We start from the raw sequence: 22,967 nt of genomic DNA on the forward strand, positions 1-22,967 counted from the left end.
TTATAGAATAACCCGCTTTTCAGACAGCGGGATGTCCTTAAGTAAAAGAATGCCACTGCGATTCGGAAAAAGCGAGCGGCATCATGTTTCCTAAATTTTTAAAAGGGAATTCTATTGAATAATAGTCGAAATCATCCAAAAGATAATTGAGGAGGAATAGCGATGCAAAACCATGACATCCACCTGATTCCATTCCGTGTTGAAGAAATCGTTTCGGCTCCACCGCAGATTCCGGAAGGGGTGCGCATGATCCAAGCACCGGCCGTCTGGGAAGAAGCGGAGCATGGAAAAGGAAATGTAGTAGCAATCCTAGATACCGGCTGCCAGCCGGATCACCCCGATTTACAGGGCCGGATCATCGGCGGCCAAAACTTTACGGCAGATTTTAATGGGGATTCCAAGAATTTCGATGACAATAATGGCCACGGCACCCATGTCGCCGGAACCGTGGCAGCCGCTCTCCGTGCAGGCGGCGGCATCGCCGGAGTCGCGCCGGAAGCCAAAATGCTGATCGTTAAAGTATTAAATGGCGAAGGAAGCGGGGACTACGCAGGCATCATCAACGGCATCCATTATGCCATCGATTGGACGGGTCCGAACGGAGAGAAGACAGACGTCATTTCAATGTCGTTGGGCGGCCCGGAAGACGTCCCGGAGCTGCACGAAGCGGTGAAGCGCGCCGTGGATGCGGGAATTCCCATTGTCTGCGCAGCAGGCAATGAAGGGGATGACAGCCATTCGACCGATGAGTTTGCCTATCCTGGAGCATATGGGGAAGTGATTCAAGTCGGAGCGGTCGATTTCAACAGAAAAATGGCGCCTTTCAGCAATACGAACAATGAAATCGATTTGGTGGCGCCGGGCATCAATATTTATTCGGCTTATCCCGGCAGCCAATATGCAACGCTATCCGGAACTTCCATGGCTACGCCCCATGTTTCCGGTGCCTTGGTGCTGATCAAGAATATCGCAGAAAAGGAATTTGCCCGCAGCCTGACAGAGGCAGAGCTTTATGCACAATTGGTGCGCCGGACCGTCCCGCTCGGCTATCCGAAAACAGCGGAAGGAAACGGATTGGTGGCTCTTGATATCCTCAGCAAATTCGAACAATTGTTCAAGCTGTTCAATTCCACTTTCCATGAAGAGCTGTCGGCTAAGAAGGAAGGGTGAAATCCGTTTATCCGAACCCGGTGCTGTAATTTACAGCATTCGGGTTTTTTTTATGGGCACTGGGACTTTTGACTTTAGTATCTTCTGGTATTTAATTACAGATATTCTAATTGCCTTATTGACGGAAGAAACAGGAAATGCTTTAATTGTTCTTAGATTCTGAAAATATTGAAAAAAGGGGTGGAGAGAATGGCTAAAACGGCAGCGGAAACGAATGCGGCAACGGTTCAAAGACAACAGGAAAGACAGGCGGTGCAAGCCGAACGCCAACGCGAAGGAGAGGGGCATGTTCCGGATTTCCAGGCAATTGAAGCGTCTGCAGGGTTCCGGGAGTTGATGAAGAAGAAGAAAGCGTTTCTGATTCCGACGACGGCTTTATTTTTAGGTTTGTACTTATTATTCAATATCATCATTTCTTATACCGACTTGCTGGATGCCCAATTTATCGGCGATATTTCGTGGGTATGGGTGTTTGCATTCGGCCTTTTTGCAATGACGTGGATTCTTGTAACCGTCTACATGAAGCGGGCGGCGAAATTCGATGAAATGGCCAACGATACGTTAAAAGAATTCCATTACGGTGAGGAGGAAAGCCGATGAATGCTACGGTAATCAGCATATTTTTAGTAATTGTGGCAATGACGCTTGTCATCACCTATTACGCGGCAAAACGCACAAATAGTGCAAGCGATTTCTATACAGCGGGCGGCGGGCTGTCCGGCTGGCAAAACGGTCTGGCGATTGCCGGGGATTACCTATCCGCTGCCTCGTTCCTGGGGATTGCAGGTTCCATCGCGCTTTTCGGTTTTGACGGGTTTTTATTCTCCATCGGCTATCTGGTGGCCTATTTAGTGGTGCTTTTCGTAGTGGCAGAGCCGCTTCGGAATTTGGGCAAATACACGCTTGCGGATATGATCAATGCGCGTTTCAATGCCAAGAAAGTGCGCGGAGCGGCAGCGCTCAGCTCCATCACGATCGTCATCTTCTATATGATTGCGCAATTGGTAGGGGCGGGCGCGCTGATCCAGCTGCTGTTCGGCATCGATTACCTTTGGGCTGTCCTGCTCGTCGGGATTATGATGACAGTTTATGTCTTGTTCGGCGGAATGACGGCCACAAGCTGGGTGCAGATCATCAAAGCTGTGCTCCTCATGGTCGGAACAGTGATTTTGTCTTTCTTGGTGCTGCAGCGTTTCGGCTTCAGCATCCTGGAGATGTTCTCGCAAGTGAAATCTGCTACACCACACGGGGAAGCATTCCTGAATCCGGGAGTCAAATACAAGATTCCATTGGATACGATTTCCTTGATGCTCGCTTTGGTTCTTGGGACAGCAGGCTTGCCGCACATTCTAATGCGCTTCTTTACCGTACGGGATGCTAAGACAGCAAGAAGTTCCGTTATGTGGGCGACATGGATTGTCGGGATCTTCTACGTCATGACCATTTTCCTCGGTTTCGGGGCAGCGGCATTCGTTGGCTCAGAAACCATCATCAGCACAAACGCAGCCGGCAACATGGCGGCGCCATTGCTTGCGCAGGCTTTAGGCGGAGATATTTTAATGTCGTTCATCTCGGCGGTGGCATTCGCAACAATCCTGGCCGTAGTGGCTGGGCTCGTTTTGACCGGAGCCTCCGCATTTGCCCATGACATTTACGGACAAATCATCAAAAAAGGCCAGGCAACAGAGCGCCAGCAAATGCTTGCAGCCCGTTATGCTTCTGTCGGAGTATCGGTCTTTTCCATCATCCTCGCCATTTTTGCCCAAAGCTTGAACGTGGCATTTTTGGTATCGCTGGCCTTCTGTATCGCAGCCAGCGCAAATCTGCCGGTCATCGTCTATACGATTTTCTGGAAAAAGTTCAATACAACTGGAGCGGTATCAGCAATTATCACCGGCTTGGTATCGGCGCTCGTTCTGGTATCCATCAGTCCAAGCGTCATGAATCCGGAAGCTGGAGCGGCCATTATCACGGGAACTCCACTTTTCCCGCTGACCAATCCAGCAATCGTTTCAATTCCGCTCGGGTTCCTTGGAGGAGTCGTCGGAACGCTTCTGTCAAAAGAAGCCAACGAGAAGAAGTTTTCAGAAGTCAATGTCCGCGCGAATACTGGCGGGTTCAGACAGCTTTAAAGTTTCACAAAAAACGAACCGCCTTCCTATGTCAGGAAGGCGGTATATTTTTTTATGTTAAGTTGCGCTGTTTGTTTCTTTGCCTAAGCTTTCGTGGACCAACTCTCCACCTTTATAAACGGCTTTAACTGCACGAAAAGCAGAAATGTTTTCTTCTGGATCTTCGTTCAACATGATGAAATCGGCAATTTTCCCTTTTTCCAATGAACCCGTTTCATTTTGCACATTCAATACAGAAGCCGCGCTATAAGTAGCGGAAGCGATGATATCGCGGACGTTCATTCCGCCTTCGTGCATCAATTCCAGTTCCTTCGCAAAGTCGCCGTGGAGATTGAACGGTGTGCCGGCATCGGTGCCGGCTGCAATTTTCACGCCCGCTTCAACGGCTTTCCGAAAGCTTTCTCCATGGACTTCATAGCAGTAGGCTGCTTTTTTAACAGCATGCGGAGGGATCGCCCCGGAATCCGCATTTTTCACAATATAATACGGAGCAGCAAGAGTTGGAACCAGGACGGTGCCATATTGAATCATTAGTTCAATCGTTTCATCGTCCAGGAAAATGCCGTGTTCAATCGTCGTGATTCCTGCGCGCACTGCATTTTGGATGCCGGCAGTGCCTTGCGCATGTGAAGCAGTGGTCTTGCCTGCGTGGAGCGCCTCTTCCACAGCCGCCCGCATTTCTTTCTCGGATAATTGAGGAGAGCCTGGGTCTACTCCCGGCGTCATGACGCCGCCAGTTGCCATAAGCTTCAAGACATCGGCTCCCTGCTTTAAAGTTTGCCTTGCGGCTTTCCGTATTTCATCTTCTCCGTCCGCTTCTGTAGCCAGAGGATAGCCGTGGCCGCCGGTCATCACAATCGGCTGGCCAGAACCATAGACGGTAGGGCCCGCCAACAGACCGCTATTTACTGCATCACGATAAGCCAGGTCAATATGCCATTTGGAGCCCAGGTTGCGGACACTGGTAACGCCTGACTCCAATTGCTTTTGGGCATTCGCCTGATGGCGGTATGCAGAAGTGGCTTGGCTGTCTGTGGCAATTTGGGCGAATGGATCGGCAATGCCGTCCATGCCGAGATGGATGTGCATATCGAAAAAGCCAGGCAAAATAGTTTTTCCCCGGCCGTCGATGACAGTGGCCGCATTTTTCGCGGCTGCCTCTTCACCGATTGCGGTGATTTTATTTCCTTCGATGACGAGGGCCGACTGGGACAGCTTTTCGCCTTTTCCTGTGTAGAGCGTAACATTTTCTATTTTTAGAGACAAAACAATTCCTCCTTTACTAGTTCAAATGTTCAGAATTCTATTCTTTCTAAATACTAGCCTATAGAGGAAAATCCGCAAAATCAACTAACTGCTCTTCTGTAAAATTTCGATAAGATATTATTTTATAAAAATGGAGAAATCGTTTAGTGATCTTAAGAAACAAAAAAACAAGTTGCTGGCATTTGGTATTCCAGGCAACTTATTTTTAGTTTCAGGTGCTTAAGAGGAAGCACAGGAGTTCTGGAAAGATTCGATCGTCTGTGCCCATCCGCGCGTTTCTTCTTGTTTAAGGAGTGCGGCTTGGATCAGTTGAACACACGTTTCTATGCTGTCTCTATGGGTGTCCACTTCAACATCGTAAATTTCCTGTTGTTGATGAACAAAACCAAGCTGCGCTTTCGCTTGGCCGACCCGCCGGTCTCCGCGCGCTTTTTCCCTTTGCTCGATGGCGTCAGTCGGGCAATGCACTCCGGTGAACAGCACAGGATAATCTTGGAGAACAGTTATGCAATCTTTTATTGTTGGGACATCGTGCCAAATCTGGTCGGCAATTAAATTAACGCCGCTATCGGAAAACATCGCTATGGTGCGATGGAAATAATGTTCAGTGGAAACAGGAATTAAATGCCCTTGTTCCCGGTCTTCCATTTTTTCAATCACCAGATCAAAGTCGTCTATGCTTAAGGCAAAAAACTCTGGCATGTGCTTGACGAATTCTCTAGCCAAAGTCGATTTCCCAGCGCTTGAAGCACCGTTTAGTAAAATGATTGTGCCTTTTTCCACTTTTTCATCCCCCGTAAATCAGTGTTAGTTTTATCATAGTCGAATTTTTTAGAAGCGGGTAGAGGGTAATTGAATTTCACGGAACTTGGCAAAAAAATTCCTCCGCTTAGCTTAATATGGTAGAATTTCTTCAGATGTGCAAAAACAAGCAATGTTTTCAGAAAGTGCAGGTGCGAGATGAGAGTTGGAATTGATGCGGGCGGAACGCTGGTCAAAGTAGCTTATTCAGAAGACAGCGGTATCCGTTTTGCTAAATACCCGATTGCAGAAATCGAACGGGTGGCTGAATGGATTAATGGGTTGAAAGATGCGGAAGTTTGTGTGACCGGAGGCAAATCGGGCGTTTTAAAGTCTTTTTTGGCCGAAAGCGTCGGTGAAATGGTCGAATTCGAAGCAACGCGTTTAGGAGTGCAGTTTTTACTGGTCCAAATGGGGCGCAGCGATGACGCTTATTTGGTGACCAATGTAGGAACTGGAACTTCCATCCATTGCATTCAGGGCAATATGCAGGAGCGCCTGGGAGGTACGGGCATCGGCGGGGGAACATTGATCGGCTTGAGCCATTTGCTGACGGGACTGACGGATTTCGATGAAATTGTCCGCTTGGCAAGCCAAGGTTCCCGCGAACGGATCGATTTGAAAGTGAAACATATATATGAAGGGAAAGAACCGCCGATATCAGGCGAACTGACGGCGAGCAATTTCGGGCAGAACCTCTTCTCGGTATCAGGCGATTTGTCCAAAGAAGAGCTGTTGGCCACAGTAATTGGCCTTGTTGGAGAAACGGTCAGCACGATTAGCGTCCAAGCGGCACGCCACTGCAGAAGTTCCACCATCATTTATATCGGTTCATCGTTTATCGGCAACTCCTTATTGAAAGAAGTGGTGGAAAGCTACACCATTTTAAGGGGTTCGACTCCGCTGTTTCTGGAAAACGGGGAATTTTCAGGTGCGGTTGGCGCGATGATTAGTTTGCATTAAAAAGAAGATGGCAAATGCGCCATCTTCTTTCTTTATTCACTGATAATCTGCAGCTTCTCGCGGATATCCGTGCGCTCGCGTTTTTCGGGTACATGCTGCGGATAGCCGATCATCATGGTCGCTACAATTTTCTCGCCCGGTGCAACACCGATCGCTTCCCGGAATACGGGATTGTAGATCCAGTCATTCGAGCGCCAAATCATGCCGATTCCCCGCTCCCAAGCGGCCAGCTGGAAGTTTTGCAGAAGCGAAGAAATCGCTCCGTAATCTTCATCCCAGCGGCGCTGGCGCGGGTCTTCCGGCATAATGGCCACTAAATGCACCGGGATGTCCCGGAAGTACTGGGCTTTGTTCAACGCTTTTTGCGGAATAGAACCATCCCCTAGCGTCATAGCGGAAAGGAAGGCTTGGACAAATTTCTCTTTTCCTGCTCCTGTGTACAATTGAAAACGCCAAGGTTCATTTACCGTATGGTTCGGCGCCCATTTGGCGACATTCAGCAAATCGATGATTTCTTCCGTATGGATAGGGTCGGATTTGAATTTCTTGATTGTCCGGCGGCCCATAATGTTTTGATCGATAGCGTTCAGCATTCGTGTTTCCTCCTTTATTTCAGTCAAAGCGTCTATCTTAATCAAACCAGTACAAGCGCTGAAACGCAATGAAAGAGTAGCAAAACTGACAAAAACTTTCCTGGAGAGGCACGGATTCAGTGATAAAATGGAGGCAATAATAAGGAGTGGATGGCAAATGGCTACAGTGGCAGTAATCGGCGGCGGCATAACGGGCTTATCGGCGATGCATTATCTCGAAAAAGTGAACAAGGAACAGAGGCTCGGCTTAGAGCTGGTGTTGATAGAACGGGACGAGCGGCTCGGCGGCAAAATCCGCACAATAAAAGACGGAGACTTTATCTTGGAAACAGGCGCAGATTCGATTGTCGCCCGCCATGCCAGCGTCATGCCGCTTATCGAAGAGTTGGGGCTGCAGGAGCGGGTCGTCTATAACGGCACGGGCATTTCTTATCTATACGCGAACAATAAGCTCCATGCTATTCCGGCAGATACCGTATTCGGCATTCCGATGGACGAAGAAGCGCTGTTCAGTTCGACGCTCGTTTCGGAAGCGGGAAAGAGAGAAGCCTTAAAAGATTTTGAGACGCCGAACAACTCGTTTACCCGGGACAGCTCGATCGGCGAGTTCCTAAAAGCGTTCCTCGGCGAAGAGCTGGTGGACAACCAGATCGCTCCAGTGCTTTCCGGTGTTTACTCCGGTAGCTTGGATGAGTTGACCTTGGCGTCGACTTTGCCTTATTTGGTGGACTACAAAAATAAATACGGCAGCATCATGAAAGGCTTTGAAGCGAACAAGGCACATTTCCAAGGCGCTGCCAATAAAAAATTCATTTCATTCGATGAAGGCATGGCCGTGTTGATCGATCGGTTGGAAGAAACATTAGAAGATACAGCGATTCTAAAAGGCAAGGAAACACTGGCGGTTGCCAAAGAAGATGCGGGCTACCGGATTAGCCTGGCAAGTGGAGAAACCATCAAAGCAGATTATGTCGTCTTGGCGACGCCTCATGAAGCGGCGCAGAAACTGCTTGGCCAAACGGAGTTGGATGAGGCATTCAATGGATTGATGAACTCCTCTCTGATCAGCGTTTATCTTGGTTTTGATGTGCCGGACGAGGAATTGCCAGCCGATGGCACCGGGTTCATTGTTTCCCAAAACAGCGACATTCAATGCAACGCTTGCACTTGGACCAGCCGCAAATGGAATCATACATCAGGCAACGGGCGGCTGCTGGTCCGCTTATTTTACAAAAGTTCGAATCCGGCATATGAAAAGCTGGCTGGATTATCGGAAACGGAATTGGCGGAAGCCGCTTTGGAAGACATTCGGAAAAGCCTTGGCATCCAGGCAGAACCTGTGTCTGTAGAAGTGACTGGCTGGAAAGGGCTGATGCCGAATTACCATATGGGACATAAATCCGCAGTCACGGCTCTCGAAGAAAAAATGGCCAAGCTTGTTCCGGGCGTCCTGCTCGCCGGCTCATCGTTTTACGGCGTCGGCATCGGCGCCTGCATCCAGAATGGAAAAGATGTGGCAGAAAAGATCAGCCGCAAAATATTGGATGAAGAACAGAAATAAGAGAAGGGCATTAGCTCTTCTCTTTTAATTTTCTCTCCTATTCTTTTGCAATAAAAACAATATCAAAATATAATAACCCTTTTCTCAGAACCTATATAAAAAGCCGCCATTTCCAGAGAAATGGCGGCTAATTGAGAATTTAAGAGCTAATTGATTATAGAGTTTCAGCAAGACTCGGTACTGCAAGGCCTAAACCTTCAGCAACGCGTGTTCCAAGATCAGCATCCACTTTGTATAAATGATCGATCATGCGAAGTTGGATGTGTTCATGGGTAACTGCGCTCAAGCCGCCAGTGAAAGTTGCCACTAAGCGATCCTGTTCTTCCGGCGTCTGCAGGCGGTAAAGGTCGCCTGGCTGCGTGTAATAATCTTCTTTGAAATAAGGCACAGAATCAGTAGCGCCCGAAACTTGGAGCGGAGCTGGTTTAGCGGCTGCTGATTCAGCAGGGCCGCCGAAGCTGTTCGGCTCGTAGTAGACAGAACCGCCGCCGTTTGAACCGAAGTTCATTTGGCCGTCGCGCTGGTAGTTGTTCACCTGGTTTTTCGGCGCGTTGATCGGCAGCATCTGGTGGTTGGCGCCTACGCGGTAACGGTGTGCATCATGGTATGCGAACAAACGGCCCTGAAGCATTTTGTCCGGTGATACATCGATGCCAGGAACCAATGTGCCAGGTGAGAATGTCGCCTGTTCAACTTCTGCGAAATAGTTTTCAGGATTGCGGTTCAAGACCATGCGGCCCACTTCGATCAATGGGTAATCTTTGTGCGACCAAGTTTTGGTTACATCGAATGGGTCGAAGCGGTAGGTGTTTGCATCTTCCAATGGCATGATTTGAACGTACATTTTCCAAGCAGGGAAGTCGCCTTCTTCAATCGCATTGAAAAGGTCTTCTGTATGGAAATCCGGATTTTCGCCAGCAATTTTATCTGCTACGTCCTGTGTAACGTTTTTGATGCCTTGTTCCGTCAGCATATGGTATTTCACCCAATGGGATACGCCTTCTGCGTTTGTCCATTTGAATGTATGGCTGCCGAATCCGTGCATATGGCGCAATGTTGCAGGGATTCCCCGGTCGCCCATCAAGTATGTAACTTGGTGCAATGATTCTGGCGACAATGACCAGAAGTCCCATACAGCGTTAGGGTTCTTCAAATGTGTTTTTGGATCGCGCTTTTGCGTATGGATAAAGTCCGGGAATTTGATGGCATCCTGAATGAAGAAGATCGGCGTGTTGTTTCCGACTAGATCATAGTTTCCTTCTTCTGTATAGAATTTCAAGGCGAATCCACGCGGATCGCGGACAGTATCTGCAGAACCGTTCTCACCGGCTACAGTAGAAAAGCGGGCAAACATATCCGTTTTCTTTCCGACTTCGGACAAGAAAGCGGCTTTCGTATATTGGGTTACATCATTCGTCACTTCAAAATAGCCGTGTGCGCCTGCGCCTTTTGCGTGGACGACACGCTCAGGAACACGCTCGCGGTTGAAATGCGCCAGTTTTTCCAACAGGTGGACGTCCTGCAATAGGACCGGTCCACGTTGTCCGGCAGTTTGTGAGTTTTGGTTGTCTCCGACCGGGGCACCCCAGCTGGTTGTTAGAGCTCTTTTGTCTGTACTCATGATTTCGAACACCTCATTCTCGATTTTTTATGAAACGCTACTCCTTAATAATAACATTAATCAAATTAAAATCAATTCTTAATGATAATCATTATAAATAAAGAGGGACCCTTCTTTGCAATGCTGGAATTTCTTTCTTTTTTCCTTCCTTTCCCGCTTATTTCAAAGAGGCAAAAAGATATTGCAAAATAAAATCGAAATCGCTAGTATTGGAATTAAGCATTAATTTTCAGAAAAATAAATCTTTTGAAAAGGTTAAAGTGTGTGGAGTAACCAACAAGGGGGATGAAGAAATGTTCATTACAGAAAGCATTGCAGAATTTGCGGCGTTCCAGCCGGAAAAAGTGTTCATCAGCTATCAGGACAGGGACACGACGTACGGGGAGTTCTACGAAAAGGCGAAGCGCGTCGCAGCTTTTTTCCAGCAGAAAAATTATCAGAAAGGTGACATCATTGCATTGTATGCCCTGAACTCCGATGTTTTCCTGATCAGCTATTTTGGCATCCAGCTGGGCGGCTTTACGGCGATGCCGGTCAACACGAAGCTTGCAGCGCCTGAAGTGGAATATATCTTCTCCAACTCCCAAGCAAGAGCGCTGATCTATGATGTCCGGATCGAAGAGGTCATCCGAAACACCTCGCATCACTTTGAAGATGTGCTGACAATCGGCAGGGACGATACGCTCGGCCAAGTGATCGCCGACACCGCACTGCAATTCAAGCCGGTCCCTTTGCAATCAGACGATACGGCCGTGGTTATGTATACATCCGGCACCACCGGCAAACCGAAAGGCGTCATGCTGACGAACGGCAATATCGGTTCGACGGCCGACATCTGGGCAGAAGCGATGGACATCAGCGGCGACGATCGTATGTTGGTCTCGACGCCCTTGTTCCATTGCGCGGCCAGCCATGTCTTCGTGGTGCCCGTCACCAATAAAGGCGGTTCCATTGTCATTGAAGAAGCATTTTCGCCCGATCAGACGCTTGGCATGCTGAAGTCGTCCCGGCCGACGATGTTCTTCGGCGTCCCGGCGATGTACAGCATCCTGCTGAACCGGCCGGACATCAAAAACGCTGAATTATCTTCCTTGCGGCTGTTCTGCTATGGGGCAGCGCCGATGCCTTACGAACTCGTCAAGCAATTGAAGGAAACTTTCCCGGATGTAAAAGTGCAGAATTGCTATGGCCAGACGGAGAATGCACCGGCCGCCTCTTCCTTGAAAGACCATTTTGCGCTCGATAAAATCGGGTCTGTCGGTGAAGTGCTGCCGCAGACGGAAATCCGGGTGGTCGACGAATTCGGCGATCCGCTTCCGGTGGGCCAAGTCGGCGAAATCGTCGTCAAAGGTCCCCAGGTGATGAAGGGCTATTTGCGAAATGAAGAAGCCACGCGCCAAGCAATCAAGAACGGGTGGCTCTACAGCGGCGACCTTGGGAAGTTCGATGAAGACGGCTTGTTGTATATCGTGGACCGGAAAAAGGACATGATCATCCGCGGCGGCGAGAATGTCTATCCGGTGGAAGTCGAAGAGGTGCTGTACCAGATTCCGCAATTATTGGAAGCGGCTGTGGTCGGCGTCCCGCATGAAGTTTACGGGGAAGTCCCGAAAGCGTATGTGGTCGTGAAAGAAGGGCAGTCGGCCACGGAAGAGGAAATCCGCGATTATTGTGCGACGCAGCTGGCAAAATACAAAGTGCCGCTAGAAGTCGAATTTATGGACGAATTGCCGCGGAACGCATCCGGCAAAGTACTGAAGCACACCTTACGCACAACAGCTCAGGAAGCAGGAGGAAATTGACCATGCTGAAATTGCCTTTGATTGTGTCGCCGATGTTTCTCGTTTCGACGCCGGAATTGGTCATTGAATCCGGAAAGGCGGGAGTCATCGGATCGTTTCCGCTGCTGAATGCACGGCCAGCGGAAACCTGCGCCGAATGGCTCCAAGAAATAAAAGCGGCGCTTGGAGACATCCCGTGGGCTGTCAACTTCATCAGCCACAAGGGATCGAACAAACGATACGGCGAAGACGTCGAATTGATCCGCCAATACGAACCGCCGATCGTGATTACGTCGCTTGGCTCCCCGGCGGCCATCCTGGAAATTGTCCATGCTTATGGGGGATTGGTGTATTCGGATGTGGCGAATGTCCGCCATGCGAAAAAAGCCGCCGAAAGCGGCGTGGATGGCCTGATTCTGGTATGTGCAGGAGCAGGGGGGCACGGCGGGACGCTCAATCCGTTCGCTTTTATCGCAGCGGTGAAGAAGTTCTACGATGGCACCCTGATCCTGTCAGGTGCGCTGTCGACTGGGGCGGATATTGCGGCTGCGCGCCTTATGGGGGCGGATTATGCCTATATGGGCACCCGTTTCCTGGCAGCGGAAGAAAGCAGCGCTCCGGAAGAATACAAGCAGATGGTCATCGATTCGACCGTCGAAGACGTGCTTTATACCGATTCATTCAGCGGGGTGCCGGTCAATGTGCTCGTTCCGAGCCTCATCAGGCAGGGCATCGACCCGGCCGGCTTGAAGCCGAAATCGGAAGTAGACCTCTCCCACTTGGTCAATGCAAAGGCATGGCGCGATATCTGGTCAGCCGGCCATGGCGTCACGACGGTGACGAAAAGGGAGACGACGAAGGAAATCGTGGACACGCTTGTTGCTGAATATGAATCAAGCCTGGCAGAACTCAATTCCAAAAAATAATAAAGATGAACAACAAAAAGGCGGCGCCGGTGAACCGGCGCCGCCTTTTTGTGTGAAAAACCCCCTGCTGCTCAAAAGAGCCACAGGGGTGTTAGTCAATTCATAGTGTAAAGGCGCTTGAATCCGTCAAAATGTTTGCCCCAGTAGACGTCGTCCAAGCTGGTGATCTGAACTTGGGTGCCGCCGGCATGGACGAATTTATTGTCGCCGATATAGATGCCCATATGAGAGATTCCGGCTTTATAAGTGTTGGAGAAGAACACCAAATCCCCTACTTGAGGAGTCTCGACGTCATAAGAACGGGCTTCGAACCCGACTGTATCGGTGCGGGAAACTTGCACCCCCGCCTGGTTGTATACGTAATAAATGTAGCCGCTGCAGTCGAATCCGTTGATGGACGATCCGCCCCAGACATACGGCGTGCCAACGAGGGAAAGGCCGAGCGAGACGACTTCCCCTGCCGTACCTTTGCCTGTTGAGGCCGGCGCAGAAACGGGTGCCGCCGGTGATTGAGGAGCAACCGCCGTGTTTTGGACTTTCAGAACTTGGCCGACCCGGATATTCGTCGAAGTCAAGTTGTTCCAATTCATCAATTGGGTCATGGAGATGCCGTGCCGCACTGCGATTCCGGATAATGTATCGCCTTTTACAACCTGGTAGCTGCCATTTGCCTGGATTGGAGAAGACGCTGGAACAGGTGCCGGTTTAGCTGCTGGTGCAGGCTTGGCTGGAGCGGCTGCTGCCGTTTTGACAATCAGGATTTGGCCGACATAAATATTCGCAGAGGACAAGCTGTTCCAGCTCATCAACTGGGCAAGCGTCGTTCCGTTGCGCTGTGCAATGCTTGATAAAGTATCCCCTTTAGCAACTTTATAGGATTTGGCTGCTTGTGCAGGAGCGGAAGCAGGGACCGGTTTCGCAGCCGGTGCCGTTTTAGCCGGGGTTGCTGCAGGAGCTTTTACTTTCAGAACTTGGCCGACCCGGATATTGGCGTTGGCAAGGCTGTTCCAGCTCATCAGCTGGGCAGCGGTGATGCCGTGGCGTGCCGCGATGCCCGAGACAGTATCGCCTTTTGCGACTTTATAAGTAGTAGGGGCAGCGACAGAAGCCGGTGCCTGCTTGGCAGCCGGTTTTGCAGCAGCTGCAGGAGCAGTCCCTCCGACTTTTAATTGCTGGCCGGCAAAAATATGGGGTGTCGCCATATTGTTCAATTTCTGGATTTCCCCGACAGATGTTTTATGTAAGAGGGCAATGCGTGAAAGCGTATCGCCGGCTTTCACGGTATATGTTGTGGAACTAGCGGCAGGCGCTTGTGCCGGCTTAGCGCTTTTGGCTGCCGGTTTGGCTGCTTGAGGCGGTACCAGTTTCAGCACTTGGTTGGCGTAGAGGGTATCGGATTTTAAGCCGTTCCATTTTTTCAGATCCGCTACAGAAATTTTATTGGATGAAGCGATTTTCCAAAGGCTGTCACCAGGTTTTGCCGTGTATGAGCTTGCTTCTGCATCTGTAACATTTAAAAGCAGTGCCAAAGAACCCGTTGCAAGTACCGAAAAAGCCATTTTCTTCATCATTTATCCTCATCTCATTGTAGAATTTACTAAAAAAATAGTAAGAAAATACTGACATTTTTATGCTTATTTAATTGTATATGCATTAAAAAGAATAGGCAATATGATTTAATATTACAATTGTGTTACAAAGTGTAGTGAATTGGTTTAATTGTAATTAATGTAAAAAAGAACTGAATATGGTGAAGGGGAATTTTAGTGAGGAAAGATGGCAACTGTGGGAAACACTGTTTTCAACAAACAGTAAAATAAAGTTGAAAAAGTTCCAGGCAATGGACATACTGAATGGTATGTGAAGGTGAATTACAAAGGAGGAGCTTCTGCATGGAAATGAAATCAAAAGAAGAAACGATTATCGGGACTTTAGGGATTGAATTTTTGGAAACAAGTGCGAATCGGGTAGTGGCGACAATGCCGGTCAATTCGTCAACACACCAGCCGTTCGGCTTGCTGCATGGCGGCGCGTCAGTGGTTTTGGCGGAATCAGTGGCGAGCGTCGGGACCTGGCAAGGGATCGATCAAGACAAAGAAATAGCCGTCGGACTCGAAATCAATGCCAATCACATCAGAGGCAAAGCGTCGGGCGTTGTGACGGCGACTGGGACACCTTTGCACCAAGGGCGCAGTACGATGGTATGGGACATTAAAATCACAGACGAAGAGGAAAAGCTGATCTGTGTTTCAAGATGTACCGTAGCTATCGTCAAACGAAGCCGTTAAAACCTTCGGAAGAACTGCAGGAAACTTCTGCTTTTCCCCTGCTTACCAATAGTTCTATAGAACCTCCCGCCTTTCCCCAAAAAAGGCGGGAGGTTTTTTATGGAATTTTCAGGAACTTTTTGGCGATGTAAACGTACAAATAAGTACCGAAGAAATTTGAGAAGGAGGGAGACGATGAAAAAGCTGGTCTACGGAATTCTTTTAGTGGGAATTTTGCTGATGGCGGCCTGTTCAGCGGAAGCGACAGGGGAAATCAGGAAAATCGGGGACACGAATGCGGAAGCATTCTCGGAACTTGCCGGCACACAAGTAGGAGACAATTCCAAAGTGATTGAGATTGTCCAATTGCTGCCGGGAGCAGAAACGATGAAAGAGCTCGATTTGCGCGGTGAAAAAATAAAAGTTTCGTATGGCGCAAAAAAAGATTCGCTCCCTCAAGAAGAGATCTTTGCGTTTTGGTTTGATGAGAATGACGCCATGGAAAAAAACTTTTTTTACAATGCAGTGTACCTGACACTTCTTGTTCCGAACTCCGACAAGTATGTTCTGGCTATTGAAGATTTTTCGTTCAGCATCGAGCGGGAAGAGATGTTAGCGGCGTTAGCGGAAAGATTTCCGGCGTTCCCACCAGGCGAAGCTGCGAATGGGGAAGCGGCGATTGCGGAATTCATTCATGCCCATGAAGCGGAAATTGAAGAATGGACCAGTGCAGATGTTTCCCGTAACAAGTTTTTCCTTGCCCATCCGATCGCTTATACTTCGAGATGAACAAGCCGCTAACCAGCTGGCTTGTTTTTTTGAGAATTAAATTATCAGAAAAAATAAAATCTTTATTGAAAAATTGGGAAACGGTAGGTTATACTAATTTTCAAGACTAGATAAAGCGCTTACATCCGGCTTTCATGAAGAAGCTGGATAAATTTTTACCAATAACATACCGGTCGTTTAGTATTTACATACCGAACGTTCAGTATAAAACGGAGGGATGAGAAGTGGAGAAAGCATTGTTTGATTTGAGCGGCCGGACGGCGCTCGTTACGGGAGGCGGCAGCGGGCTTGGGCGATCCATTGCTGAGGCATTTGCGGAATACGGCGCAGATATCGCTGTCTGCTCGCGGAAAGTGGAGAATTGCCAGGAAACAGCTGATTGGATTGAAAAAACTTATGGAGTCAAAGCGAAAGCCTATTCGTGCGATGTCAGCAGCGAAGAGCAGATCACACAAACCGTAGAACGCGCACTTCAGGATTTCGGAAAAATCGACATCCTAGTCAATAACAGCGGTGCGACATGGGGAGAATATGTGCAGGACATGCCGCTCGCTGCCTGGCAGAAAGTCTTGAATGTCAACGTCACGGGCACGTTTCTCATGTCCAAGGCAGTCGGCAATCACATGATCGAAAACGGCTACGGCAAAATCATCAATATCGGGTCCGTTGCAGGCATCCGGGCGGAGCCGCCGGAAGTGCTCAATGCCATCGGCTACAGCACCAGCAAAGCGGCGGTTCACCATTTCACGAAAGACCTTGCCCGCAAATGGGCAGGGCACGGGCTTTACGTCAATGCCATTGCGCCGGGATTTTTCGAAACGAAAATGACCAAGCATGTCATTGCCCGGAATGCCGAGAAAATCGTCCATAATAACCCGATGAAAAAGCTGGGGGATACGAAATCCCTTCAAGGAGTTGCCCTTTTTCTTGCCGGAGCGGCCAGCGATTACGTTACCGGGCAAGTCATCGCGGTAGACGGGGGAAGTTCACTTTAGAAGGAGGAGGGTGGAAAAATGATGGAAAGGCCATGGCTGCAGCATGTAGTACCGGGGAATCCGAAAGAAGTGCAGATCCCGGAAATTCCAATGGCGGAATTTTACCGGCAATCGGCCCGGCAATATCCTAACCATACGGCAGTGACATTTTTTCAGAACACATATACATATAGCGAGCTGGCGGACCGGATTGATCGTGCAGCTCGTCTGCTCCATGCCAAAGGGGTTCGGAAAGGGGACCGGGTGGCGATCATGCTGCCGAATTGCCCGCAATATCCGGTCAGCTTTTATGGCGCCCTTGCCTGCGGAGCGACAGTCGTCCAGCTGAATCCGATGTTCCAGCCAGCGGAACTGTTGCATATTCTAAATGATTCCGAAACGAAAGTGCTAATTATCCTGGACCGGCTGCTGCCGCTTTTTGACAGCATCAAAGACAAGACGCCGGTAGAGGAAGTCCTCGCAGTAGGATTGGAAGATGATTTCGTCCAAGAAGAACTTCTACAGGAGATGCCCGAACCCGCAATCAATCCGAGGGAAGATGTGGCGGTCCTGCAGTATACCGGCGGAACGACAGGGCTGCCTAAAGGCGCCATGCTCACCCATTACAACATCGCCGCCAATACGGTGCAGAGTGCTGCAACGGGGCATGTGAAAACCCGGCGCGGCGAAGAGCGGGTGCTGACAATCTCCCCACTCTTCCATGTGTATGGCATGACAAGCGGGATGTCGGTGACATTCTTCAATGGAGGGAATTTGATCCTCGTCCCAAAATTTGAAGTGGCGCAAGTTGTTGAGCTGATTGAAGCGACCAAGCCGACGGCCTTTCCGGGTGTCCCGACCATGTACATCGCCTTGCTGAATTATTACAAGACGAAAAGATTCGATTTAAGCTGCTTGTCTACGTGCACCAGCGGATCGGCGCCTTTGCCGCTTGAAGTCATCGAAAAGTTCAACGCAATCAGCGGCACGAAAGTCGCTGAAGGCTACGGTCTCTCGGAAGCTTCTCCGGTGACCCACCGCAATCCGATCGAGGGGGTGCAGAAAAACGGCAGCATCGGAATTCCCTTACCGAACACGGATGCCCGCATTGTCGATGTGGCGACCGGTTTGGAGACGCTGCCGGCGGGCAGGGTCGGTGAGCTTGTCATCAAAGGGCCGCAGGTGATGAAGGGCTATTGGAACAAACCCGAAGAAACCGCGCTGGCCATCCGCGACGGCTGGCTGTTCACAGGGGACTTAGCGAAGATGGATGAGGACGGCTTCTTTTACATCGCCGGCCGCAAAAAAGAGATGATTTTAGCGGGCGGCTTCAATGTCTACCCGATCGAAGTGGAGAATGCGATTTACCGGCATCCCGCCGTCCTTGAGGCGGCCGTGTTCGGGATGCCGGATCCCTACCGGGGCGAAACTGTCCGGGCAGCCATTGTGCTGAAGGAAGGGGCAGAACTGACGGAAGAGGAACTGATCGCTTTTTGCCGCAAGGAACTTGCAGCATACAAAGTGCCGGACGGTGTGGTTTTTGTAGATGAACTGCCGAAGACAACAGTCGGGAAGATATTGAAACGCGCATTGAAAGAACATTTCACCAAACAGACTTAAAAAGAAATGGGGAAGCTATTATGCATTTGCGTCTAACTGAAGAACAGGAAATGGTCCGTAAGACAATCCGGAGATTTGTAGAAAAGGAATTGATTCCGCTAGAGAATGAAGTATTGAAAAATGAACGCGAAGGGCGCCCGGGAATTTCGAAAGAGAAAATGAAAGAGCTGCAGCAAAGGGCGCGGGAATTCGGTTTCTGGGGCATCAATACCCCTGAAGAATATGGTGGAGCGGATATGGGGCAGATGATGATGGCACTCGTTTTGATGGAAGTGTCGAAAACCTTCGTGCCGTTTACATTCGGTGGATCGGCAGACAACATCCTTTATTACGGCAATGAGGAGCAGAAGCAGAAATACTTGATCCCGACCATCAACGGCGAAAAGAAATCATGCTTCGCTATGACGGAACCGGATGCAGGGTCGGATACGCAGAACTTGAAAATGACGGCTGTCAAAGACGGCGATGAATGGGTGCTGAACGGCGAAAAAACGTTCATCACTGGTGGCAACGAAGCGGATTTCGTGATGGTCATTGCCATTACGGACAAAGAGCTGCATTCGAAAACCGGACGTGAAGGCGTGACGTGCTTTATCGTTGATCGGGACATGGGCTGGAAATCGGAATACATCGACACGATGGGCGAATGGGGCCCGGCTGGACTGGTATTCGACAATGTGCGGGTGCCGGAAGCGAATATTCTCGGCGAAGTCAACGGCGGCTACAACCTTGGGTTGGAATGGATCGGCTTTGCACGCTGGGTGGTAGGGGCACGCGCAGTCGGCATGGCGGAACGCCTGCTGCAGATGGCCATCGACTATTCGAAAGAGCGCAAGACATTCGGCAAGCCGATTGCAGAACGACAAGCGATCCAATGGCCGATCGCCGATTCCGCGGTGGAAATCGAGGCGGCGAAATGGCTGGTGCTGAATGCGGCATTCACCCTCGACCAAGGGGAAGACAACCGCCATTTGGCTTCGATGGCAAAATTGTACGGAGCCAATATGGGCAACCGCGTCGTGGACCGCGTGTTGCAGATCCATGGCGGAATGGGCTATACGCGCGAACTGCCGATTGAACGCTGGTACCGGGAAGCGCGGCTTTGGCGGATCTATGACGGTACAGACGAAATCCAGCGCATGATCATTTCACGGAACTTGTTGAAAGGGCATGTGAAAATCGGGCAATTCATCTAAATCCAAGGAATGAAAGGGAGTCATTGACATGGGAAACAATTTTGAAGGAAGAACCGCATTCGTTACCGGAGGAAGTCGGGGAATCGGCAAGGAAATTGCCGAACGGTTTGCCAGTGAAGGGGCGAATGTCGCCATCATCGACGTCAACGCGGAAGCGCTGAATGAAACCGAAGCGGAATTCCAGGGGAAAGGCTATTCCGTCTATACCAAAAATGCGAGTGTTACCGATAAAGAACAAATCGAAGAAGCCATGAAAGACGTTTTTGAGAAATTCGGCTCTATTGATATCTTGGTAAACAATGCAGGCGTGATCCGTGACAATATGCTGTTCAAAATGACGGATGATGATTGGCTGACGGTAATGGATGTCCACTTGAAAGGGGCATTCTATGCGACCCGTGCTGCCCAAACATACATGACGCAGAACAAATACGGGCGCATTATCAATATTTCCTCAACATCAGCGCTCGGCAACCGCGGGCAGGCCAATTACGCGACCGCCAAGTCCGGCCTTCAAGGGTTTACAAAGACATTGGCGATTGAACTCGGCAAGTTCGGCATCACCGCCAACTCGGTGGCGCCAGGGTTTATTGAAACGGATATGACCAAAGCGACAGCGGAACGGATCGGCATTCCGTTTGAAGAACTGATCAAAGCGAGTGTATCTGCTATTCCGGTCAACCGGAGCGGCAGACCGGCGGATATCGCTAATGCTGTAGCGTTTTTTGCAGATGAACGTTCATCGTTTGTCAGCGGGCAAGTGCTGTATGTAGCGGGCGGACCGAAAAATTGACCGAGGGAGGCGAATGCTGTGCTGAAAGCGAGCATTGGGAAACGATCCAAGAAAATGAAAAATACGATTGAAAGGGGAGCCGTCCGGAAATTTGCGGAAGCAATCGGCGATCCGGCGCCCATATATCTCGACGAAAAGGCGGGAGCGGATTCTAAATTTGGACGGAATATCGCCCCGCCGACCTTTCCCGTGACATTCGACGCCGGGACCATTCCGGAATTGAAACTGCCGGCAAAAGGCTTGATCCACGGCGAGCAGATCTACCATTACACACGACCGCTATTTGTCGGGGAAGATGTGTATTGCTGGATGGAAGTCAAAGATTATTATGAAAAAAGCGGCGGCTTCGGCGAAATGGGCTTTTTGGTCATGACGAAATACGGGGAAGATGCGGAAGGCGAATTGCTCTTCACCGAAGAGCGGATCGTCATCATCAACGAAGCAGCCAGAAAGGAGATGCCGGTATGAAACGCATAGTGGATCTTGGAGTAGGAGAGGCTTTGGACGAGATCGAAATGGCGCCCGTTACGCGCCTCGATTTGATTAAATATGCGGGGGCTTCAGGTGATTTCAACCCGATTCACACCATTGACGCAGAAGCGGAAAGAGCAGGGCTCCCGGGCATTATCGCGCACGGCATGTGGACGATGGGCAACCTGGCAAAATTATTCACCCCTCACCTTACGGAAGGGTTTCTGCAGGATTATGCCATCCGATTCAAAGGCATGGTGTTCATCGGAGACGTCATCACCTTGAAAGCCGTAGTAGCGGACCGGCAGGAAGGGCAAGTGAAATTCACGGTACAGGCAGTCAATCAGCAAGGAAAAGATGTGTTGAAAGGAGATGCCGTTTTTTCTCTTTGAAAACGCATCCCGGAAAAGGAGGAATGGACATTGGCAAATAACAGAGACGCAGTCATCGTTTCAGCGGTAAGGACGGCAATCGGCCGACAAGGCGGAGCACTCGCTTCGGTCCCGGCCCATGTTTTCGGCGCAGAGGCGGTAAAAGAAGCATTGAAGCGTGCAAAAGTGGATTCGGAATCGGTGGATGATATCATCCTGGGCAACGTACTGAGCGGAGGAGGGAATATAGCACGGCTGACTGCTTTGCAGACAGGCCTTGGGACGCATCTGTCGGGGCTTACTGTAGACCGCCAATGCGGGTCGGGCATCAACGCCGTCAACTTGGCGGCCCAGGCGATCGCAGCAGGCGACGGGGATATTTACATAGCTGGCGGAGTGGAAAGCATGAGCCAGGCGCCTTATTTGATGGCACGGCCGGAAAAAGCATACAGTGCCGCCCCGCCGAAATTCCGGAAATCCCAATTGGCACCGAAAGAAATCGGAGATCCGCCAATGGGCATCACTGCTGAAAACCTGGCAGAGAAATATGAGATCAGCCGTGAAGAACAGGACGCATTTGCGCTTCAAAGCCAGGAGCGGGCCGCAAAGGCCATGGAAGAAGGCCGGTTTGACGAGCAGATTGTGCCGATTACCATTCCAGTCCGAAAAGGGGAGCCGACTGTCTTTGATAAAGATGAGCACCCGCGCCCGCAGACGACAAAAGAGGCATTGGCCAAATTAGCACCCGCGTTTCTTGAAGGCGGTACGGTAACAGCCGGAAGCAGCTCAGGCTTGAATGATGCAGCCTCGGCCGTAGTGCTGATGTCGAGGGAAAAAGCCGAGGAACTGGGGTTGGCTTCACTGGGTGTAATCCGTGCATATGCCGTAGCAGGCGTTGACCCGAATATTATGGGGATCGGCCCGGTGCCGGCCACGCAGAAAGTGTTGGAGAAAGCCGGGCTTTCTTTGGATGACATCGATGTCATCGAAATCAATGAGGCATTTGCTTCGCAAGTGCTTGCCTGTGATAAGGAACTCGGAATGGATATGGACAAAGTGAATATCAACGGCGGGGCCATCGCACTCGGCCATCCACTCGGGGCAACGGGAGCGATCCTGCTGACGAAAGCGGTCTATGAGTTGGAACGCTCCGGGGGCAGATATGCCCTGGTCACCGCCTGCATCGGCGGCGGGCAAGGCATTGCAACAATCATCGAACGGGAAGGATGACGCAGCGTGAAGGAAAAACCGGAAATCAATGTATATGTAAGGTTTTGTGAAACCGATGCCGGCGGCCATGTCAGCAATACCAGCTATTTCTTCTATATGGAAGAAGCCCGGTCAAAGTTCTTCCAGGCGATCGGCTTTACCGGAGCGGAAAACCGGGGGAACATCGATTTTATCATCGCTTCGACGGCTTGTGATTTTCTGGCTCAGGCCTATGCCGGCCAGACGCTGCTGGTCAAGACGACCGTCGACCGGATCGGCTCCAAAAGCTTCAAGCTTGTGCATGAATTGACAGAAGCGGAATCCGGAACAAAGATCGCTTCAGGAAGCGCGACCATCGTATGCTTCGATTACCAAAAGCAGCAAACCGAACCGATTCCAGACCGATTGCGCAAATCGCTGGAGGAATTTCTTATCCCTGCCTGACAAGTCGGACAAAGAAAGG

The 22,967-nt window shown here is 50.2% G+C and carries 22 protein-coding genes; 17 read left to right on the top strand and 5 right to left on the bottom strand.

The features are described from left to right. The first annotated feature begins 162 nt into the window (after window positions 1-162). The 3 genes from ACFSDB_RS15970 to ACFSDB_RS15980 all read left to right on the top strand — a co-directional run bounded on the left by ACFSDB_RS15970 (window position 163) and on the right by ACFSDB_RS15980 (window position 3,302). Window positions 163-1,170, top strand: coding sequence for a S8 family peptidase (locus ACFSDB_RS15970; RefSeq protein ID WP_204892823.1), 1,008 nt, complete (start codon window positions 163-165; stop codon window positions 1,168-1,170). Between the two features lie 189 nt (window positions 1,171-1,359). Next, window positions 1,360-1,770: a DUF485 domain-containing protein gene (locus tag ACFSDB_RS15975; protein WP_204892822.1), complete on the top strand. Its 411-nt coding sequence runs from the start codon at window positions 1,360-1,362 to the stop codon at window positions 1,768-1,770. Then, window positions 1,767-3,302, top strand: a complete 1,536-nt coding sequence (locus tag ACFSDB_RS15980; RefSeq protein ID WP_204892821.1) for a solute symporter family protein — start codon at window positions 1,767-1,769, stop codon at window positions 3,300-3,302. The genes ACFSDB_RS15975 and ACFSDB_RS15980 overlap by 4 nt, the downstream gene beginning before the upstream one ends. 57 nt (window positions 3,303-3,359) lie before the next feature. Here the strand turns inward: ACFSDB_RS15980 and ACFSDB_RS15985 are convergent, their stop codons facing one another. Both ACFSDB_RS15985 and ACFSDB_RS15990 read right to left on the bottom strand, forming a co-directional pair. Next, window positions 3,360-4,568, bottom strand: a complete 1,209-nt coding sequence (locus ACFSDB_RS15985; RefSeq protein ID WP_204892820.1) for a metal-dependent hydrolase family protein — start codon at window positions 4,566-4,568, stop codon at window positions 3,360-3,362. Between the two features lie 219 nt (window positions 4,569-4,787). Next, window positions 4,788-5,351 carry a chloramphenicol phosphotransferase CPT family protein gene (locus tag ACFSDB_RS15990; RefSeq protein ID WP_204892819.1) on the bottom strand — a complete coding sequence of 188 codons (564 nt, stop codon included), beginning with the start codon at window positions 5,349-5,351 and terminating at the stop codon, window positions 4,788-4,790. 177 nt (window positions 5,352-5,528) lie between these two features. Between ACFSDB_RS15990 and coaW the strand changes: the two genes are divergently transcribed. Next, window positions 5,529-6,332 carry a type II pantothenate kinase gene (coaW, locus tag ACFSDB_RS15995; RefSeq protein ID WP_204892818.1) on the top strand — a complete coding sequence of 268 codons (804 nt, stop codon included), beginning with the start codon at window positions 5,529-5,531 and terminating at the stop codon, window positions 6,330-6,332. Window positions 6,333-6,364: 32 nt separating this feature from the next. Here the strand turns inward: coaW and ACFSDB_RS16000 are convergent, their stop codons facing one another. Further along, on the bottom strand, window positions 6,365-6,925 hold the full coding sequence (locus ACFSDB_RS16000; RefSeq protein ID WP_204892817.1) for a nitroreductase family protein: 561 nt from the start codon (window positions 6,923-6,925) through the stop codon (window positions 6,365-6,367). A 157-nt stretch (window positions 6,926-7,082) separates the two neighbouring features. On the opposite strand from ACFSDB_RS16000, the gene ACFSDB_RS16005 reads away from it, so the two are divergent. Then, window positions 7,083-8,486: a protoporphyrinogen oxidase gene (locus ACFSDB_RS16005; protein ID WP_204892816.1), complete on the top strand. Its 1,404-nt coding sequence runs from the start codon at window positions 7,083-7,085 to the stop codon at window positions 8,484-8,486. A 154-nt stretch (window positions 8,487-8,640) separates the two neighbouring features. Here ACFSDB_RS16005 and katA read toward each other — a convergent pair whose 3' ends face one another. Then, window positions 8,641-10,107: a catalase gene (gene katA, locus ACFSDB_RS16010; RefSeq protein ID WP_204892815.1), complete on the bottom strand. Its 1,467-nt coding sequence runs from the start codon at window positions 10,105-10,107 to the stop codon at window positions 8,641-8,643. A gap of 293 nt (window positions 10,108-10,400) precedes the next feature. On the opposite strand from katA, the gene ACFSDB_RS16015 reads away from it, so the two are divergent. Next, window positions 10,401-11,909, top strand: a complete 1,509-nt coding sequence (locus ACFSDB_RS16015; RefSeq protein WP_204892814.1) for a class I adenylate-forming enzyme family protein — start codon at window positions 10,401-10,403, stop codon at window positions 11,907-11,909. Between the two features lie 2 nt (window positions 11,910-11,911). After that, on the top strand, window positions 11,912-12,814 hold the full coding sequence (locus ACFSDB_RS16020) for an NAD(P)H-dependent flavin oxidoreductase (protein ID WP_204892813.1): 903 nt from the start codon (window positions 11,912-11,914) through the stop codon (window positions 12,812-12,814). 95 nt (window positions 12,815-12,909) lie between these two features. Here the strand turns inward: ACFSDB_RS16020 and ACFSDB_RS16025 are convergent, their stop codons facing one another. Then, window positions 12,910-14,382 carry a LysM peptidoglycan-binding domain-containing protein gene (locus ACFSDB_RS16025; RefSeq protein WP_204892812.1) on the bottom strand — a complete coding sequence of 491 codons (1,473 nt, stop codon included), beginning with the start codon at window positions 14,380-14,382 and terminating at the stop codon, window positions 12,910-12,912. Window positions 14,383-14,706: 324 nt separating this feature from the next. Here ACFSDB_RS16025 and ACFSDB_RS16030 point away from each other — a divergent pair, with 324 nt between their 5' ends. The 10 genes from ACFSDB_RS16030 to ACFSDB_RS16075 all read left to right on the top strand — a co-directional run bounded on the left by ACFSDB_RS16030 (window position 14,707) and on the right by ACFSDB_RS16075 (window position 22,948). Next, on the top strand, window positions 14,707-15,102 hold the full coding sequence (locus ACFSDB_RS16030) for a PaaI family thioesterase (protein WP_204892811.1): 396 nt from the start codon (window positions 14,707-14,709) through the stop codon (window positions 15,100-15,102). 174 nt (window positions 15,103-15,276) lie between these two features. Beyond that, window positions 15,277-15,870, top strand: coding sequence for a DUF4825 domain-containing protein (locus ACFSDB_RS16035; protein WP_204892810.1), 594 nt, complete (start codon window positions 15,277-15,279; stop codon window positions 15,868-15,870). 224 nt (window positions 15,871-16,094) lie between these two features. Beyond that, a complete protein-coding gene (locus tag ACFSDB_RS16040; RefSeq protein WP_204892809.1) occupies window positions 16,095-16,865 on the top strand; it encodes an SDR family oxidoreductase in 771 nt (256 codons plus the stop codon). 21 nt (window positions 16,866-16,886) lie between these two features. After that, window positions 16,887-18,464 carry a long-chain-fatty-acid--CoA ligase gene (locus tag ACFSDB_RS16045; RefSeq protein WP_204892929.1) on the top strand — a complete coding sequence of 526 codons (1,578 nt, stop codon included), beginning with the start codon at window positions 16,887-16,889 and terminating at the stop codon, window positions 18,462-18,464. 20 nt (window positions 18,465-18,484) lie between these two features. Further along, window positions 18,485-19,660, top strand: a complete 1,176-nt coding sequence (locus ACFSDB_RS16050) for an acyl-CoA dehydrogenase family protein (protein WP_204892808.1) — start codon at window positions 18,485-18,487, stop codon at window positions 19,658-19,660. A 28-nt stretch (window positions 19,661-19,688) separates the two neighbouring features. Beyond that, entirely contained in the window at window positions 19,689-20,453 is a 765-nt protein-coding gene (gene fabG / locus ACFSDB_RS16055) for a 3-oxoacyl-ACP reductase FabG (RefSeq protein ID WP_204892807.1), read from the top strand. 18 nt (window positions 20,454-20,471) lie between these two features. Continuing rightward, window positions 20,472-20,921, top strand: coding sequence for a MaoC family dehydratase N-terminal domain-containing protein (locus ACFSDB_RS16060; RefSeq protein WP_204892806.1), 450 nt, complete (start codon window positions 20,472-20,474; stop codon window positions 20,919-20,921). Beyond that, a complete protein-coding gene (locus ACFSDB_RS16065; protein WP_204892805.1) occupies window positions 20,918-21,316 on the top strand; it encodes a MaoC/PaaZ C-terminal domain-containing protein in 399 nt (132 codons plus the stop codon). Before ACFSDB_RS16060 ends, ACFSDB_RS16065 begins: the two co-directional genes overlap by 4 nt. 30 nt (window positions 21,317-21,346) lie before the next feature. Next, on the top strand, window positions 21,347-22,525 hold the full coding sequence (locus ACFSDB_RS16070) for a thiolase family protein (RefSeq protein WP_204892804.1): 1,179 nt from the start codon (window positions 21,347-21,349) through the stop codon (window positions 22,523-22,525). A gap of 6 nt (window positions 22,526-22,531) precedes the next feature. Next, window positions 22,532-22,948 (top strand): acyl-CoA thioesterase, encoded by a 417-nt coding sequence (locus tag ACFSDB_RS16075; protein ID WP_204892803.1) that lies wholly within the window; start codon window positions 22,532-22,534, stop codon window positions 22,946-22,948. Window positions 22,949-22,967 lie beyond the last annotated feature (19 nt).

It is taken from the genome of Planococcus chinensis (genome assembly GCF_042681545.1).
In the GTDB taxonomy this organism is placed as follows: Bacteria; Bacillota; Bacilli; order Bacillales_A; family Planococcaceae; genus Planococcus; species Planococcus chinensis.